13 protein-coding genes are annotated in these 17926 nt (G+C 69.0%); 8 read left to right on the top strand and 5 right to left on the bottom strand.

Translation table 11 applies throughout. The features are described from left to right. Positions 1-98 precede the first annotated feature (98 nt). From cutA to DMP23_RS33245, 5 genes are all read left to right on the top strand, one after another. Positions 99-419, top strand: a complete 321-nt coding sequence (cutA, locus tag DMP23_RS33265) for a divalent-cation tolerance protein CutA (protein ID WP_037718964.1) — start codon at positions 99-101, stop codon at positions 417-419. A gap of 132 nt (positions 420-551) precedes the next feature. Beyond that, positions 552-2051 (top strand): cytochrome ubiquinol oxidase subunit I, encoded by a 1500-nt coding sequence (locus tag DMP23_RS33260; protein WP_037807005.1) that lies wholly within the window; start codon positions 552-554, stop codon positions 2049-2051. A gap of 738 nt (positions 2052-2789) precedes the next feature. Beyond that, entirely contained in the window at positions 2790-3797 is a 1008-nt protein-coding gene (gene cydB / locus DMP23_RS33255; RefSeq protein WP_037807007.1) for a cytochrome d ubiquinol oxidase subunit II, read from the top strand. Positions 3798-3841: 44 nt separating this feature from the next. Next, on the top strand, positions 3842-7384 hold the full coding sequence (gene cydD, locus DMP23_RS33250; protein WP_337823456.1) for a thiol reductant ABC exporter subunit CydD: 3543 nt from the start codon (positions 3842-3844) through the stop codon (positions 7382-7384). Between the two features lie 70 nt (positions 7385-7454). Then, positions 7455-8636: a GAF domain-containing sensor histidine kinase gene (locus tag DMP23_RS33245; RefSeq protein ID WP_078870230.1), complete on the top strand. Its 1182-nt coding sequence runs from the start codon at positions 7455-7457 to the stop codon at positions 8634-8636. Between the two features lie 1078 nt (positions 8637-9714). On the opposite strand, the gene DMP23_RS33240 is transcribed toward DMP23_RS33245, so the two are convergent. Then, a complete protein-coding gene (locus tag DMP23_RS33240) occupies positions 9715-10965 on the bottom strand; it encodes an epoxide hydrolase family protein (RefSeq protein ID WP_337823455.1) in 1251 nt (416 codons plus the stop codon). Positions 10966-11024: 59 nt separating this feature from the next. On the opposite strand from DMP23_RS33240, the gene DMP23_RS33235 reads away from it, so the two are divergent. Beyond that, positions 11025-11981, top strand: a complete 957-nt coding sequence (locus tag DMP23_RS33235) for a helix-turn-helix transcriptional regulator (protein WP_134727975.1) — start codon at positions 11025-11027, stop codon at positions 11979-11981. Position 11982: 1 nt separating this feature from the next. Here DMP23_RS33235 and DMP23_RS33230 read toward each other — a convergent pair whose 3' ends face one another. Continuing rightward, positions 11983-12609, bottom strand: a complete 627-nt coding sequence (locus DMP23_RS33230) for a response regulator (RefSeq protein ID WP_009085782.1) — start codon at positions 12607-12609, stop codon at positions 11983-11985. Between the two features lie 61 nt (positions 12610-12670). After that, complete coding sequence (locus DMP23_RS33225) at positions 12671-13468, bottom strand: excalibur calcium-binding domain-containing protein (RefSeq protein ID WP_337823454.1); 798 nt, start codon at positions 13466-13468, stop codon at positions 12671-12673. Between the two features lie 193 nt (positions 13469-13661). Here DMP23_RS33225 and DMP23_RS33220 point away from each other — a divergent pair, with 193 nt between their 5' ends. Beyond that, entirely contained in the window at positions 13662-15074 is a 1413-nt protein-coding gene (locus DMP23_RS33220) for a 3'-5' exonuclease (RefSeq protein WP_337823453.1), read from the top strand. Here the strand turns inward: DMP23_RS33220 and DMP23_RS33215 are convergent. Next, entirely contained in the window at positions 15063-15383 is a 321-nt protein-coding gene (locus DMP23_RS33215) for a nucleotide pyrophosphohydrolase (RefSeq protein ID WP_134664482.1), read from the bottom strand. The genes DMP23_RS33220 and DMP23_RS33215 overlap by 12 nt on opposite strands. 108 nt (positions 15384-15491) lie before the next feature. On the opposite strand from DMP23_RS33215, the gene DMP23_RS33210 reads away from it, so the two are divergent. Then, positions 15492-16355: a hypothetical protein gene (locus DMP23_RS33210; protein ID WP_337823452.1), complete on the top strand. Its 864-nt coding sequence runs from the start codon at positions 15492-15494 to the stop codon at positions 16353-16355. On the opposite strand, the gene DMP23_RS33205 is transcribed toward DMP23_RS33210, so the two are convergent. Next, complete coding sequence (locus tag DMP23_RS33205; protein ID WP_336157010.1) at positions 16352-17905, bottom strand: hypothetical protein; 1554 nt, start codon at positions 17903-17905, stop codon at positions 16352-16354. The two genes, DMP23_RS33210 and DMP23_RS33205, sit on opposite strands and share 4 nt — an antisense overlap. Positions 17906-17926: the final 21 nt, after the last annotated feature.

Below are 17926 nucleotides of genomic sequence, written 5' to 3'. Positions count from 1 at the left end.
TTGCCTGATAAGGTCGGCAGAATGCTCGCCGCTGGTGGGCCGGAATATTTTTTTCGGTGCGCCGAATTCTGTTTTCCGGCTGCGGTACGGTGCGGGTCATGTCTGCTGACCACGTCGTCGTCACCACCACCGTCGACTCCGAGGCCGCCGCGCGCACCATCGCCGCGAGCGCCATCGAGGCCCGGCTCGCCGCGTGCGCCCAGATCGTGGGGCCGATCACCAGCGTTTTCCGGTGGGAGGACGAGGTGCAGACGGCGGCCGAATGGCGGGTCGAGTGCAAGACGGCCGCGGACCGGTCCGGCGCGCTGGAGGAGTTCCTGAACGTGCGGCATCCGTACGACCTGCCCGAGGTCATCGTCACGCCGATCGTCGGCGGGAGCCCGCGGTACCTGTCGTGGCTCGTGGAGGAGACCCGCTGAGCACCACCTGATCGGGGGTAGCTCGGCCTGGGTCCGGACCCGGATTCCAGCAGGTCGGCGGGACGTTGGTCCCGGCTGGTTCAGGACGTGTTGAACTGGCTGGCGCGACTGTGCGCGCGGAGGATCGGACACGTGGATGTCCTTGAGCTCGCGCGGTGGCAGTTCGGCATCACCACCGTCTACCACTTCCTGATGGTCCCGCTGACCATCGGACTTTCGGTGCTGGTCGCGGCCATGCAGACGGCGTGGGTGCGCACCGGCAAGCTGCGGCACCTCAAGATGACGAAGTTCTGGGGCAAGCTGCTGCTCGTCAACTTCGCCATGGGCGTGGTGACCGGGATCGTGCAGGAGTTCCAGTTCGGGATGAGCTGGAGCGCGTACTCCCGGTTCGTCGGCGACGTGTTCGGCGCGCCGCTCGCGATGGAAGGCCTCCTCGCGTTCTTCGTCGAGTCGGTTTTCCTCGGCCTGTGGATCTTCGGCTGGGACCGGCTGCCTCGTCGCGTGCACCTGGCCTGCGCGTGGGCGTTCTCGCTGGCCACGATGGCCTCGGCGTACTTCATTCTCGCCGCGAACTCGTGGATGCAGCATCCGGTCGGCGTCGAGTTCGTGAACGGCAAGCCGACGATGAACTCGATCGGCGCGGTGCTCACGAACAACACGGCGCTCGCCGCGATCCCGCACACGCTCGCCGGCGCGTTCTCGGTAGCGGCGGCGTTCCTGGTCGGCGTGGCCGGCTGGCACCTGTGGCGGCGCCGTTCGACGTCGGACGAACACCGCGAGGTCTGGCGCTCGTCGCTGCGCCTCGGCGGCTGGGTCGGCGTGGTGGCGTTCGCGGTACTGGCGATCACCGGCGACATGCAGGGCAAGCTGATGTTCGAGCAGCAGCCGATGAAGATGGCGTCGGCGGAAGCGTTGTGCCACACGGAAAAGCCGGCGAGCTTCTCGATCATCGCGATCGGCGACGTCGCTAACGCGAACTGCGAGGACGTCAAGACGTTCAACGTGCCCGCGCTGCTGTCCTTCCTGGCGCACAACGACTTCTCCACCGAGGTCAAGGGCGTGGAGAACCTGGTTTCGGAATACCAGGCGAAATACGGCACGAACTACCCGGACGACCCGGCGCTCGGTTCGCTCGCGGGCAAACCGATCGACTATGTGCCCAGCCTGCCGGTGACGTACTGGGGCTTCCGGATCATGATCGGCTTCGGCGCGATCTCCGCGGGCATCGGCCTGCTGGCCCTGTGGCTCACCCGCCGCGGCCGAATCCCCGGCGGACGCTGGTTCCCGCTGCTGGTGCTCGGCGGCATCGCGACGCCGTTCATCGGCAACAGCGCGGGCTGGATCTTCACGGAGATGGGGCGGCAGCCGTTCGTGGTCGCGCCCAACCCGACCGGCGTCGAGGGCATGTGGATGTTCACGGCACAGGCGGTGTCGAGGCTGACGGTGGGCGAGATTCTGACGTCGCTGATCGCGTTGACGCTGCTGTACGCGGTGCTGGGCGTGGTGGAGCTGTACCTGATGCGCAAGTACGTACGGGGCGGGGTGGACGCGGTGATGCCGCCTGCCGCTGCTTCCTCTTCTGACGAAGGTTCGGATGATTCCGATGACCAGGCGCTTTCGTTCGCCTACTGACCCGGTGGAGCGGGCCGGGGTGCCGCCAGAAGACCCGGAGGGCCGGGTCTGGGCGCGGCCCGCTCCACTGGCCTGGACCGGCCGCGGTCCCGCTGCGATGGACATGACGGAGGTGGAGATGAACGCGACGCTGAGTGGGCCCGGCATGGTGCCGGTCGCGGTGGACGGAATTGCCGTGCTGGGCCGGTCCACTGCTGCGACGCACAGCTTCACGTTCCCGGTTGAGCTTGGACGAGTTACTGCGTCGGACCGATCTGTGGCGGCGCACCTCACGACGTTCCTGGTTGCGCGAGAGGGACGAGCCGCTGCGGCGGCACCCAACCTTGCCTCCCCGGTTGGGCGGGTCGGCCGAGCTACTGAGTCCAACCGACCTGCCGGGGTGGCACCCAACCTCCCGTCCCCGACTGCGCTGGACGGCCAAACCACCGCGCTGGATCGATCCGCCGCCGCGACGCACGACCAGACATCCCCGGCCACGCGCGACTTCGCCCCAGCTCACCCCGCCCCGCCGCACCAGCCGACGCAAACCTTTGCCCCGACCCCTCCCCGCGCGTACGCAGCCCCCGCCCTCACCGGGGGGACGCCCCGTACCCAGCGTAATCGGGTTGTGGCTCTCGCGGGTTACCCACAGCGAATCTGTGGACAACTCGGCGGGTTGTGGATAACTCAGGGCCATCGTGGGGACAACCCGGTGGCCGACCGGATGACGCCGGCGCACGCCGGACGAGGTGAGTGGGCATGACGCTCGAAACGCTGTGGTTCGCGATCGTCGCGTTGTTCTGGCTGGGGTATCTCTTCCTCGAAGGATTCGACTTCGGCGTCGGGATGCTGCTGCCGGTGCTCGGGAAGACGAACACCGAGCGGCGCGTCCTCGTCAACACGATCGGGCCGGTCTGGGACGGCAACGAGGTCTGGCTGATTGTCGCGGCCGGGGCGACCTTCGCGGCGTTCCCGGGCTGGTACGCGTCGCTTTTCTCCGGTGCTTACCTCCCGTTGCTGCTCGTCCTCATCGCGCTCATCGGGCGCGGCGTCGCGTTCGAGTACCGCGGCAAGGTCGACTCCGAACGCTGGCGGCGCGTCTGGGACCGCGTGATCATCATCGGTTCCTGGATCCCTCCGCTGGGCGTCGGGCTGCTGCTCGCGACCACCGTGCTCGGCCTGCCGCTCGACGCACAAGGCAACCGCGTCGGGTCGCCGTTCGAGTCGGTCCGGTGGGACACGCTGCTGGGCGCGGTGGCGATCGTCGGGTTCTCGCTCGTGCACGGCGCGGCGTTCCTTGCCCTGAAAACGACCGGTGACCTGCGGGAACGCGCGCGCACCATCGCGCTGCGCATCCTCCCGGTCGGGCTGCTGCCGTTGGTCGCGTTCCTCGTGGTCGTCCAGGTCCGCGAAGGCAAACTGTGGACGCTCTTCTCGCTGGTGATCGTCGTTCTCGCCGCCGCGGTCGCGTGGCTGCGGCTCTACGTCGACCGCGACGGGCAGGCGTTCGCCGCGCTCGCGGTCGTCATCACGGCCGCCGCGGTGACCTTCTTCGGCGCGCTCTATCCGAACGTCCTGCCGTCCACGCTCGACCCGGCGCACTCGCTGACCATCATGAACAGCGCGGTCAGCCATTACACGCTGACGGTGATGACCTGGGTCGGCGCGTTCGGGGCTCCAGCTGTGCTGATTTATCAAGGCTGGACCTACTGGGTGTTCCGCAAGCGCATCGGCGTCCAGCACATCCCGGCGGTGCACGCACCATGACCGAGCTTCCCGGCCGCGCACCCCTTTCCGCCACCGGGTCCCCCATGGACCCTGTGCGGCCGGGCAAGGGTCCGCTCGGCGCGCTCTCGGCCCTGGGGCCGGCCGCGCGCCGAGCGCTGATCCTGGTCGCGGTGCTGTCGTTCGGGAACGCGGTTTTCCTTGTCGGACAAGCTTTTCTGCTGGCGGATATCCTCGCGGACGTGGTCTCCCGGGGGCTGGGGGAAGGGGGCCGCACCGTCCAGTTGGCTGTCCTGTTCGCGCTCGTCGTGGGCCGCGCGGGCACCAGCTGGGCGGTGCGGGTGGTTTCCGCCCGCGCCGCCGCGACCGCGCAACGCGACCTGCGCGCCCGCGTCGTCGACCACGCGTTGCGCCTCGGCCCGGAATGGCTCGCCCGCCGCGGTCACGGCGAGCTCACGACCCTCGTGACCCGCGGCCTCGACGCACTCGACTCCTACTTCCGCGAGTACCTGCCCGCGCTCGTCACCGCCGCGGTCGTCCCCATCGCGGCAGGCGCGGCGATCCTGTGGACAGATTGGCCTTCGGCGGTGATCATCGCCGCGACGGTCCCGTTGCTGCCGATGTTCGCCGTCCTGGTCGGAAAATTCACCGCCGACCGCGTTTCCGGCGCGACGGACGCGGTGCACCGGATGTCCGGCCTGCTGCTCGAACTGGTGCGGGCGCTGCCAGTGCTCACCGCGTTCCGGCGAGCCGACGCTCAAGCCGAAACCGTCCGGAAACTGTCGGACCGGCATCGTCGCGCCACGCTCAAGACGTTGCGCGTCGCGTTCTCCTCGGCATTCGTGCTCGAACTCGCGGCGACGCTCTCGGTCGCCTTGGTGGCGGTCGTCATCGGCGTTCGGTTGGTGTCGGGATCGCTCCCGCTGGCGATCGGACTCGGCGTGCTGATCCTCGCTCCCGAGTGCTACCAGCCGATTCGCGCGGTCGGCGCGGCATTCCACGCGAGCGAGGACGGCGTGGAAGCGGTCCGCCGGGTGACCGCGGTGCTCGCGGAACCGGTCCCGGCCGAAGGAACGCGGACCGCTCCCTGTGGATCGTTGGTTGTGTCCGACCTAAAAGTCGCCCGACGCGGTGGATTCGCACCCGACGGCGAGAGTTTCTCCGTCCGACGCGGCCAGATCGTGTGGCTGCGCGCGCCGAGCGGTGGCGGAAAATCGACGACGCTCGCGACCCTGCTGGGCTTCGTGCCGTCCTACGACGGGTCGGTGCTGGCCGGAGACGTACCGCTGGCTCAGGCCGACCTCGAACGGTGGCGCGCGGGGATCGCCTGGGTCCCGCAGTCGCCGGTTTTCAGCGCCGGCACTGTGCGGGAAGAACTCGCGGTCGCTGGATCGGACGTCGACGCGATGCTCGGCGAACTCGGCCTGCACGGCCTCGCCGACCGTCCGGTCGACCGGCTTTCCCAAGGACAACGCCAGCGCGTCGCCGTGGCTCGGGCATTGCTTCGCGTTCAGTCGGGCGCGTGGTTGCTCCTGCTGGACGAGCCGACCGCGCACCTGGACGACGTCAACGCGCGTCGGGTCATGGACGCCGTCGAGCGAGCAGTCGGAAACGGTGCGGCGGCGGTCATCGCTGCGCACGAACGTTCAGCCGCAGTCGCTGTTCAGGACTCGGCTCGCGCGGCGGTCGCTGAGTCCACTTCGGACAGTCTTGACGCCCGGCCGCTTCCCTGGCGGATGCTGCTCGACCGACGGCTGTTCTCCGGTGCCCTGCTGGGTGCCTTGGCGCTCTTGGCCGGGATCGCTCTCACCGCGACTTCTGGCTGGTTGATCGCCAAAGCTTCGTTGCAGCCGCCGATTCTGACCTTGACGGTCGCGGTCGTCGGGGTGCGCGCATTCGGGCTCGGCCGGGCCGGACTCCGGTATGTCGAACGGCTCGTGACGCACGACGCCGCCTTCCGGATCGCCGGACGGTTGCGTGTTCGACTGTGGAATGCGTTGGTGCGCTTGGGTCCCGCGCGCAGTCTCGAAGCGGGGGAAAGCCAGCGGCGGTTGGTGACGGACGTCGACACCGTGCGGGATCTGCTGCCGCGAGTCGTGTCGCCGCCGATCGTGGTCGGGCTGGTCGCGGCCGGGGCTGTCGCGGTGCAGACGTTGGTGCTGCCGTCGGCTGGTTTGGTGCTGGCCTTGACTGTGTTGGTCGGCTTGGCGGCACCGGCGGTTGCGCTGCGTTTGGAGCGCCGCGCGACTTCGGCCCTGGCCGCCGGACGACGTGACGTCGCGGCGCGAGTGCTGGTGCTGTTCTCGTCGGCGGCGGAACTGCTCGCCTACGGCCGGGCGGCTTCGCGTCGCCGCGACTTGGCCTTGACGGACACCCGACTGGCCGCCGACACCCGACGGCAGGCCTTCGGCGCAGGCGCGGCGGATGCACTGATCACGCTGGCGACCGGGGCGGCCGCAGTGGTCAGCACGATGCTGGCGGCGGGAGCGGTCGGCCGTGGGGAGCTGGCGGGGGTGATGGCGCCGCTGCTGGCGTTGGTGCCGTTGGCGCTGGCCGAGGTATTGGCACTGTTGCCGCAGGCGGCGGTGCATTGGGACACCCTGCGAGCGGCTCGGATTCGGCTCGGCGCGGTGGTCGGCGAGTCGGAGGTTGGGCATTCGCAGGGTGCGGCTGGTTTTGCCGGGGGTGCGTGCGAAGCGGATGGCCGAGCGCGCGTTGCGGATGGTTCCGCTGGGGACATCCACGAAGTAGCAGGTCGCGCGGGGGCAGGGCGTTCGCGGGGTGCGGCTGGTTTTGCCGGGGGCGCGTGCGACGCAGACGCCCGAGCGCGTGCTGCGGTTGGTTCCGCTGGGGGTATCCACGAAGTAGCAGGTCGCGTGGGAGCGGGGCGTTCGCGGGGTGCGGCTGGTCCCGCCGGGGACGTTGACGAAGAAGCCCGTCGTGCTGAACCGGCGGGTTCCGTTGTCGCTCAGGCCGTTGACGAGCCGGACTTGGAGCGTGCAGCTGCGGTTCGGTTGCGGGGTGCCGAGCTGGGGTGGCCTGGCGGCGAGGCGGTGCTGAAGGACGTCGAGTTGAGCGTGCCGGCCGGGGCTTATGTGGCGGTCGTCGGGCCGAGTGGGGCTGGGAAGTCGACGTTGGTGGCGGCCTTGCTGGGGTTCCTCGAGCCTCGTCGCGGCGAGGTCGTGGTGCCGGCGAAGGTGGCTTGGGCACCGCAGGAGCCGATGCTCGTCTCGACCACTGTGGCGGAGAATTTGCGGCTCGCTGATCCGTTGGCGGAGACGTCCGATTTGCGGCGCGCGCTGGATCAGGCGCAGTTGCCGGAGCTGGATTTGGCGACGGTGCTCGACAGCGCCGGGGCCGGGTTGTCTGGCGGGCAGGCGCAGCGGGTCGCGTTGGCGCGGGCGTTGCTGGCGGCTCCGTCGGCGGAGTTGGTGTTGCTTGACGAGCCGACGTCGCATCTCGACGAGCCGACGGCGCGGGCGTTGCGGGCGACGTTGCGTACAGAGCTTGCTGGACGGACGGTCGTGCACGTAACGCACAATGCGGATGAAGAGCTGCAAGCGGACATCGTTTTCGAGGTCCGGGACGGGCGCGTCGTGCGGCGGGCGTTGCCGCGGGTGGCGGCGTGACGGAGGGTTGTTGGTGACGGTCACGATTTCGGGTCTGGAGCAGGGCTCCGCGCTAAGGTCGGAGTTGCTTATGGACCCGACACTCGCCGCGCGCGCCCTATCCGCGGCTACGGAGATCACCAGCACCGCGCTGTCCGGGGACGACCCGGAGGGGGTGCTGGAAACAGTCGTGGCCAGAGCCGTCGAGCTGGCGGACGCGGACCTCGGGCTGGCGATGGTCAGCGCCGATGACGGGCGCGTCGTGGTCGAGGCGGCGTATGGAGTCGACGGCTTTCTCGCCGAGGTGCAGACGGGCGACGGTGACGGCGGGCCGGTCGGGGACCTGCGCGGGCTGACCCTCGGGACGGATTCCGCGGCGGGTCAGGTCGCGCGCGGCAGCGAGCCGATCGCGGCGGAGGACTTCATCGTCGACCCGCGCACTGCCCCGTATGTGCCGGACGAACTGCGCGGGTACGGACCGTTCGCGGCCGCGCCGTTCGGCTCCGGCGGGCGGGTGCTTGGTGCGCTCACGGTGTACCGACGACAAGGTCGCGAGCCGTTTTCCGCGGGCACGGTCGAGATGCTCGCGGCGTTCGCGGCGCAGGCCGGGGTGGTGCTCGCGCTGGCGGAGGGCGCGAACGCGCGGCATCGCGTCACCCTCTACCAAGAGCGCGAACGCATTGCCCGCGAGCTGCACGACGTGATCGTGCAACGGCTCTACGGCACCGGCATGCAACTGGATCGAGTCCGCCGCAACATGCGCAAACGCTTCGCGCAGGCCGACGGGGCCCGGCTGTCCGACGCGATCGACCAGCTGGACCAGACCATCGAGGAAATCCGCGGCACCGTGCGCGCCCTGCGCTCGCCGGAGCCACGGCACGACCCCGGGACCCCGACCGACCTCGCCGAATCCGCGCGCGGCGAAGTGCGCATCGCCGGCGAGTTGCTCGGGTATCCGCCGACCCTGGAGCTGTCCGGCGAGTTCGCCGACATCCCCGCCGAGCGGGCCGACCACATCCGTGCCGCACTGCGCGAGGCGCTGTCCAATGTGGTCCGACACTCCGGTGCGAGCGAAACCCGCGTGACGTTGACCCGCGACGCGGAGGGTGTGAAGCTTCGCGTGCGGGACAACGGATCCGGGGTGCCGCAAGGGGTCGCGACCCGGGGGCTGCGGCATCTCGCCGAGCGTGCTGATGCTGCTGGTGGCCGGTTTTTCCTCAATTCTTCGCCGAGTTTGGGGACGCTGGTCGCGTTTGACCTGCCGCTTGAGTGAGTGGTTCGGTGGTTGGGTTGTTGCGCAGGGTTCAGTAAGCCCAGCGGAGCGACGGCAGCCGCAGTGTGGCGATGGGGAGCTGCGGCTGGCGACGAGAATCGCAGTGCAGCGACGGCAAACCGCGGCGCAGCGACGACAGCCGCAGGGCGACGACAGCCGCGCGGCGACGGCAGCCGCAGCGTGACGACGGCAACCGCGGCGGAGCGATGACAACCGCAGCGGCGGCCACGACTGCTCGGCGCAGCGCCGAACAACCGCAGCGCGGCGACGACAACCGCGGCGCAGCGCCGAACAACCGCTGTGCGGTCACGAACAACGGCAGCGCGGGGACGAGAACCGCAGTGCGGCGACGACTACTGTGGCGCAGCGACGAACAACCGCAGCGCGGCGATCGACGCTGAAGCAGCCATGCCGCAACGTCGACACCGCACGCGCGACCGCGCTCCTTGCAGCTGTGACCGGACGCCCGCCGCGTAGCCACCGCGTACCCACCACGGAGCCATCACGCTGCGACTCCACCGCACGGCAACTCCACCGCACCGGCGACAGTTCGCGTTGCGCCGACCGCCGTGACAGGATTGCCTTGTCCGCCAAGGCAATAAGGCAATAACCCGTCCAGCATCGAGTCCTGAGTGGACTCCGAAGCGGCAGTTACCGCGCCGCGCGCGCACGTCGCGGTAACCACATCGCATCGAGCTGACATCGCATCGGACTCGGCAGGGGCAGCCACACAGCACGGCGTAGCTCTGCACTGTGTCGTCGACCCCGCGTCGCGGCGACCTAGCGCAGTACCGAAACGCCACCTCGACCTAGCACTGTTTCAAGCCAGCCACCTAGAATCCGCCGCCTCGGATCGCAGGAAACGCGCTGTGTCTGCGTTGTCTGAATCGCGTTTGTCCTGAATCGTCGCGGCATACACGCCGCATCGACCTCGCGCCGTTGTGAACCCACCGCTGTGAACACACCGCGCATCAAGAGATTCAGCCTTCACGAGTCATCGAACACACTCCTTCCTCGAATTCGCTCTGCCACCGAGCCGTTCCCCATGGTAGCGAAGAATCGAACATCCATTCGGCACTCAATTGGGTGAACCACTCCCTGGAAGTCGGCTACCCACAGCTCTGTCTTGGACGCCGAGAACCCCGTCCGCAGCAACGTGGGCGGGGTTTGGGCGCGGAATCAGCAGGAGTGAGTCGCGGTTAGCGAAGAAAGCGCGAATGTCGCCGGCGAGGAGGGCGGGGCGTTCCATCGCCGCGAAGTGACCGCCTTCCTCGAAGCGGCTCCAGTGCACGATGTTGGTGTTGTCGCGTTCGGCGAAGGTCTTGATGGTCTGGAAGTCGTCCTTGAACACCGCCACGCCGGTGCGCGCGTCGCTCACCCGCGTCTCGGCCTGTGCGCGGGCGTTCTCCAGGTAGCTGCGGCTCATCCCGGAAGCGGCGTTGGCGAACCAGTTCACGCTCGCCTCCAGCAGGATCGTTTCCAGCGGCACCAGCGAAGTCCCGTTGCCGAAGGAGTTGAACAGCTCGCTGTAGGCGAGTAATCCGATCGGGGAGTCACTGAGGCCAACGGAAACCGTCTGGGGGCGCGACGCGTTCATCGTGTTGTAGCCACCGACTGAGTGAAACCATTGCATGTGCGCCAGGCCGGCGTGATCGGCCGGTTCGAGGCGTTCGAATTCCGCCGGGTCGCCGGACGGGAACGAGAACAGCTGCAGGACGTGCAGGCCGAGGAAACCGTCCGGGTTCAGCACGCCGAGCTCCCTGGCGACCATCGCGCCGTTGTCCGAGCCGTGGATTCCGTAGCTCTCGTACCCGAGGCCGCGCATCAAGCGGTCGTACGCGGCGGCGACGCGGGCGACTGTCCAGCCCGCTTCGGCGACGGGCTGGGAGAAGCCGTAGCCGGGTGCGTCGGGGATGACGAGGTCGAAGGCGTCCTCGGCGCGGCCGCCGTGCGCGACCGGGTCGACGAGGCGGTCGATCAGGTCGAGGTAGTCGACCGACGAGCCAGGGTAGGTGTGCGCGAGCAGGAGCGGCGTCGCGCCGGGATGGGCGGAGCGGACGTGGATGAAGTGGAACGTCTGGCCGTCGATCTCGGTGGTGAAGTGCGGGAATGAGTTGATCCGCGCTTCGGCGGCGCGCCAGTCGAAGCTCCGCCACGCCTCGAGCGCCGTCCGCAGGTAGGCGTTCGGGGTGCCAGCGTCCCAGTCGTCGGTCGGCGACGGCTGCGGCAGGCGCGTGCGGGCGAGGCGGTCGTGCAGGTCCGCGAGTTCGGCGTCGGTGACCTCGACGGTGAAGGGGCGGAGGGTGAGGGAGGCGGTTGCGTTCGTCATGAGAAGAACACTAGGAGGCTATTAGGTAGGATCAGTTCCTAATAGAATAAGGAGTTTCGATGGCCGATCCGACGGCGCGGTTGCTGGCGCTTCTCGCTCTCCTTCAGACGGCCGCTGGGCGGAGCGGCCGGGAACTGTCGGAGCGCCTGGGCGTCTCGGCCCGCACGATCCGGCACGACGTCGAACGGCTGCGTGACCTGGGTTATCCCGTCGAGGCGACGCGCGGGAACGTCGGCGGCTACCGGCTGGGTTCGGGCGGGAAGCTGCCGCCGCTCCTGCTGGACGACGAGGAGGCGGTGGCGGTCACGGTCGGGCTGCGGGCGGCGGCGGGTATCTCCGGGATCGAGGAGGCCGGCACGCGGGCGCTCGCGAAGCTCGAACAGGTCCTGCCGTCGAGGCTGCGTCCGACGGTCGACGCCCTGCGCTCGACAATCGACCGAGGTCCGGAGAACACCGGCACCGACGCGCCCGATCCGGAGGTCGACGGCACCGTGCTGCAGGAGGTCGCGCGGGCGATCCGGCACGTCGAGTGGCTCCGGTTCGACTACGCGGACGAGCTGCGGCTGGTTGAGCCGTACCGGTTGCTCAGCTGGCAACGACGGTGGTACCTGGTCGCGCGCGACCCGCAGGACGGCAGCTGGGCGACCTACCGCGTCGACCTGATGCAGCCGCGGATGCCGACCCGCCGCCGGTTCGAGCCGAATCCCTTGCCGGGCGGGGATTACACCGCCTTCGCGATGCGCACGATCGCGGCGAGCGGGTGGATCGTGCACGCGCGGCTGCGCATCGACGCCCCGGCGGACGAGGTGCTGGCGCGGATCAATCCGACGGTCGGCGTCGTCGAACCCCTTGACGAGCACCAATGCGTACTCGTCACCGGCGCGGACAGTTTGGACACTGTGGCTGTCTACATTGGAATGCTGATGATGGACTTCACCGTCGAATCGCCGCCGGAGCTGATCCCGCGGCTGCGGCTGCTGTCCGAACGCTACGGTCGCGCCGTCGCGGGCAGCTGATTCACTTGCCGCGCCGGGCAATCCACGCCGCAGCCTGGGTGCGGCGCTGCATGCCGAGCTTCGCCAGCACGGACGTCACGTAGTTCTTCACCGTTTTCTCGGCGAGGAAAAGCCGTTCGGCGATCTCGCGGTTCGACAGCCCCTGCCCGATCAGCTCCAGGACGTCGCGCTCGCGGTCGGTGAGGGCGGCCAGCTCGTCGGTCGGCGGATGACGCAGCTTGTCGAGCACGCGAGCGGTGCTGACCGGGTCGAGCAGCGACCGTCCGGCGGCGACCTCGCGGACCGCGTTCACCACGTCCTGGCCGCGCACCTGCTTGAGCAGATAGCCCGAAGCACCCGCCATGATCGCGCCGACCATAGCTTCCTCGTCGTCGAACGCGGTGAGCATGAGGCAGGCCGGCGGATTCGGCTTGGACCGCAGTTCGCGGCAGAGCGTGATGCCGTCGCCGTCCCCGAGCCGAACATCGACGACCGCGACATCCGGCTCGACGTGCATGGCCACCGCGAGCGCCTCTTCGACGCTCCCGGCCTCCGCGACCACTTCCAGGTCGGCCTCGTCGCTGAGCAGGTCGCGCAGGCCCCGCCGGACGAGTTCATGGTCGTCTACGAGCAGCACCTGGATCGGCATATCTCCAGGTTACGGGCCGTGAGGCGGTTCGTCTGCCGGTGGTGCCGCACGACACCAGGAGTTACCGCTCGCAGGCCACGCCGTCGCCGTCGCGGTCCAGTCCGGAACGGTAGCCCGGTTCGCCGACGTGAAGCGGCGCGGCGCCAGCGGCTTTCGCGGCCGCGCAGTTCTTGTAATACACATGCTCAGGTTCCGGCGTGTCCTCGACCGGCGGCGGGGCGGCTTGTTCAGACGTGCGCGGCGCAGGCGGGGGAGCGGGCGTTTCCTTCTGCGGCGTCGGCGTTGGTGTCGGCACCGGCGTCGGCGCGGTGATCACGCCTTTGCAAGGTTCCGCCCACAATCCGGTCGCAGCTTGCTGGGCCGCGTTCGCCGCGGTGCGCAGCGAATCGGAGACGACATTGCCGGACAGCCGGGCATATCCGGCGGAAAGCGCCGCGGTCGCGTAGTCGGTGCCGTCGCTCAAGGCCAACGCGACGCCGTCAGTGGTGTCCGTGGTGATCTTCACCGCCGCGCTGGCGAGCTTGTTGCTGGCCCAAACCGCCGTTTCACTTGCATAGCAATTGGTTCCGGTCGCCACTTCGAGACCGAGGATGCGCACGGTGCGATGGCTGCCGTCGGAACCGGCCAGTTCGATGTTGGCGGCGTCGGTGATTTTGTCCACGGTGTAGGTCACCGGTACGGGGGTGGCTGATGTGGTCGGCGGCGGGGCGACCGGTGCGGCGACCGGCTCCGGCGTCGGTGCCTGCTTTCCGAAAACCGCGCCCAGAATGAAAAGAACCGCGAAGACGCTGAGGACGACCGTGAGCCAGGTCGGGAGTTTCAGCTTGGGACGCGACGGCGGCGCGGGCGTGGAGTGCATTCGGAATTCCTCTTCCTGAGGCGGGTGCCGAATGGTGTTCGCGCAAACGGCAGCAAGTGTTACGCGACCGGCAGCAAGGGCTAAGAAGAAGTCACGGATCCGTCACAAAGACAGTGTCTGACCTCCCGCTTGTGACGATTCGCCGACTTCTCACGATGGTTAGGGGAACTGTCCAGGAGAAAGCGCATCCACGATGGCCGAGCTGATCGAACGACTGTCCCTGTCTTCAACCGGGCAGGTACCCGCGAGCGGCACGGAATTCACCGCGCTCGACGTGAAGACGACCGGACTGCACACCGGCCGCGTCCTGGAGGTCGCCGCTATCCGGTTCCGCGGGGACGGGACGTTCCTCGGCGAGTTCGCGACGGTCGTCGCCGCGGACGCGAACCGGCGCAACCCGCACCGCATCACCGCGGCGGAACTGGCTGACGCGCCGGCCTTGGGAGACATCCTCAGCCAGGTGTTCGCCCTGTGCCGGGGCGCGGTCGTCGTGGCCCACGACCTGTCCTCGGTGGAAGGACTTCTTGCCGAGATCAGCCAGTTGGGCGTCCGCCTGCCGCGGCTGCCGGGGATCTCGCTCAAGGACACCGCGCAGGCGGTCTTGCCACTGCCTAACTACCGGCTCGCCACCATCGCCCGCGCCTTCGGCATCGAGGACTTCCCCGGGTACCTCGCCGAACCGGCCGCCCGGGCGTGCGCGCAGGCGATGATCGCGCTCGTCGGCACGCACGGGTTGCGGTTCGCGCAGCCGGTGCGTTTTCCGGAGCTGCCGCGGTACGCGTCCCAAGCGGCAGCCATACGCCGGTCTGCGGCCGGTGCGGAGAAGGGCTGGATGGCCGAGGCAGTGGACCGGGTTCCCGCGGCGGCCGGCGGACCGGTCGCGCAGGCTTACCTCGACCTGCTCGCCGAAGCGGTCGGCGACCAATTCCTGACCGACGAGGAGGTCTGGGCGCTCGCCGATCTCGCGGCCGAAGCCGGGATGGCCGAGGCGGAGGTGCAGCGGATCCACACCGGCTTCGTCGCCGAACTGCGCCGGGTCGCGGAGGCCGACGGGGTGGTGACTTCCGTCGAGTACCGCGAACTGCGTCAGGTCGCGGACGCGCTCGGAGCGCTGGAAGTGGTCGTGGACCTCAGGACCACCGCTACCGGCGACAAGCCGACGAGGGTGCTGGTGCTCGGGACGACGGCGGACGCGGACCAGTTGCGCGCGCGGGTGCTGTCGGAAGGGTTCCAGCTCGCGAAGAACCTGACGGGCTCGGTCACGCACCTGGCGTACGACTCGGGGGTGCGCGAGTCCGAACCGCGGCTTTCCCGGGCGCTCGAACTCGGCGCGCACGTCTTGCGGCTGGACGAGGCCGCGGTGCTGTGGGGCTTCGTTCCGGCCCCGCAGCCGAGGCATGAGAAAGCGCCCTCCAGCCGGGTCGGGACGATCGGGCAGGTGCTGATGGGGATCGGGCTGATCCTGATGGTCATCACGGTGGTCGCGATGTTCGACGGCGCGGGGATGGGCCTGGGGATCGTGCTGGCCGTGCTCGCGGTCGGTGCGCTGGTCGGCGGCTGGTATCTCGACGAGACGAAGCGGGTCGTGGCCGGGTCACCGGGCTAGCGGAGGGAACCTCTTCTCGTTCCGGTCCACCTTCGCGTTCGCCGCCTCCAGCAGGTCGATCCCCAGTACGTCCGCCAGCCGGACCAGGTACAGCATTACGTCGGCGATTTCGTCCTGGACGTTGAACTCCTGGGCCGGGTCCGCGCGCCAGTTCGCGGCTTCCTCCGGGGTCAGCCACTGGAACAGGGCGATCAGCTCGCCTACTTCGCCGGACAGGGCCATCGTCAGGTTTTTCGGGGTGTGGAACGGTTCCCAGTCCCGGGCGGCGGCGAAGTCGCGGAGGCGCTGGGTGAGGTCTTCTAGGGTCACCGGACCTGATTATCACGCGCGGTGCTCACCTGGGGTGTCCGGGTTGGGCCGAAAAGAGTACGCCGTTGGCCCACACGCCGGTTACGGGCCATACGGCAGACTGTTCGCGTGAGCGTCCCCGACCCGGTCGAGTACACCGCCAAAATCGGTGCGGTTCTCGATACTGTGCGGCGGCTGCTCGACTCCGGCAGCCGCGCTGATCTCGCGCCGCTCGCTCGGCGGGCGGTGGACGACATCGTGGGCATGCTCGAGCAGCACGGTGCGCTCGCGGCGGACCTCGAGGTGCGGCTTGACCAGGCGGTCGCCCTGTACGCGCGGGCTTGTGCGGCTCGGCCGCCGGATCCGGAGCAGCTCGCGGACTGGGTGCTCGAGGCGGCGTTCAGCGGGCGGGCGGTCGCGGTGGCGGATTTCGCGGCGGCGCTCGGGGACGCCGGGCTCGCCCGGATGAGGTCCATTGTGGACGAAGTGCTGCGCGGGAAGCAGGCCGAAAAGCGCGAGATCGCCGAGCGGCTGCAAGAGGAAATCGCCGAGGCGAGCGGGGACGTGGACGGGCTGGTCGCCATTCTCGCGGCCAAACCGCCGCGGGTGGACGTCAGTCTCAAGATCGTCCGCGTGTTGCGGGCGGCTGGGCGGCACAGCGAGGCGATCGCTTACGCGGCGCGGGTGTTGACTCCGCAGCGGAAGGAAACACCGCGGCAGAAAGAGGTGCCGCGGCAGAAAGAGGTGCCGCAGAATGAAGAAGAGTCCATTCCGGAATACCGCGAACGGATCGAGCAGCTGATCGCGCAGAAAGAAGCCGGCGCGTACCGGGAAGCGGCGCAGTGCCTCAAAAAACTGCGCACCCTCCACAAGCAAGCGGGGACGGCGGAGGAGTTCACCGGCTACGTCGCCGAGCTGGTGAACGTCCACCGCCGCAAGACCCGGTTGCTCGCGGAGATCCGGTCGGCCCGGATCGCGCTGCCGAAGGGCTAGATTTCGGCCAAGGCGGCGCGGTAGGCGTCGAGGTCGTAGTCGAGCTGGTCCTCTTCCTCGGTTTCGGTCAACTGTCCTTCGAGGACAGTCACCAAGCGGTCGAGGACGTCGGCGCGGGAAAGGTCCTGCTGCAGCAGGTTCTGCGCGGCGGTCCACACCTCGGCGGGCTCGTCGTCCCACAGCTGGTCCACAATGGACGTCTCAAGCGCGAGGCGCAGGCCGTCCGCGCCGTCGAATTCCTCCGCGGCCAGCGATTCGTGGTACTCCGGGTGCGCGCCGATCACCAGCAGCCTGCGCTGTTCCGGGTCGCCGGGGTCGAGGTCGGTCAGTTCCTCGTCACCGATCACTGTGGACAGTTCGGGCACCGCGAACCGGCGGCGGGCCACCACTTCCAGTGCCTCGTCGGCGGATTCGGTGCCGTCGAGGTAGTCGCTGAAGTCCTCGTCCTCGTCGTCGTCCGAGAGGTACTCGCCGAGATACTCGGTGACCTCTTCCAGCAGCGCGGCCGTGGCGACTTCGGACAGTCCGGCGCGCGCCGCGGCCCAGCCCGCCCAGGACAGCACGACCGGTGCGACGGCGTCCTCGTCTTCCAGTTCGTATTCGCCGTCCAGCAAGGATTCGAGGAACCGTGCCAGCTTCTCCGGACCGACGCGCAGCGGGTTCGCCGGTTCGGTGCGGCAGCCGTGGTCGACCAGCAGATTGGCGATTTCGCGGGCGGCGTCGGCGTCCGGCAGGTTCGTGTCGGCGAGGAACTGGGAGACCGCTTCGTCGCGCTGCGCGGCAGTCCATTCGGCGACCGGCGGAACCTCGGTCGGCTCCGGCAGCGAACGCGCCCAGGTCAGCGCGATGGCGTGGAATCGCGTGTAGTCCTCGCCGACGTCCGGCTCGTCCAGCGCGTCGGTGGCCGCGATCCCGGACACCAGCAGCCGGTGCGCGTCGGCGGGCTCGATTTTCTCCAGTACGACCAGTTCGCCGTCTTCCTCGACCTGCGAGCGCATTTCGGCGAGCACCTCGTGCGGCTCCTCGATGACCACCAGGTCGCGCACCCGGCCGCCCTCGGTGAAGTCCAGCAGCGCCAGCAAACCGAGCGAGTGGTCGCCGCGGGAAAAGACGCACAGCAGCGACGATTCGTCGCCGTAGACGTCCCCGGTGCGCCAGCATTCGCCGACGCTGACCTGTCCGACCTCGGCGGCCCACTCCGGCTCCGGGATGCCCCGGCCGAGCACGACGCCGAGCGCCTCGGCCGCCGCCGAACGCTCCTCTTCGGACTCGGCCAGCACCTTCAGCGCGGCCAGCAGCGCCGCCGCGCCGGGCGTGATCTTGCGCTGGGCGAAGGCGATCAGCTCAAGTCCCAGCTGCGATTCCGGTTCGTCCTCCACGACGACGTCCCGCCACTGCCCGACGACCTCGGAACCCAGCAGTTCGATGTCGAACGGACCGGGCTCGGCCGCGACCGCGGAGAAGTCCCGCAGCACGTCCTTGAACAGACCGTTGACGCTGGGGGCGGTGGGTAGGGAACTCTTCTTGCGCGCGCGGCTCACCGGACTCATGCCGCACATCTTGCCTGGACC

It is taken from the genome of Amycolatopsis sp. A1MSW2902 (assembly GCF_017312175.1).
GTDB classification, from domain to species: domain Bacteria; phylum Actinomycetota; class Actinomycetes; order Mycobacteriales; family Pseudonocardiaceae; genus Amycolatopsis; species Amycolatopsis nivea.
This window is presented reverse-complemented; position numbering and strand designations above follow the sequence as displayed.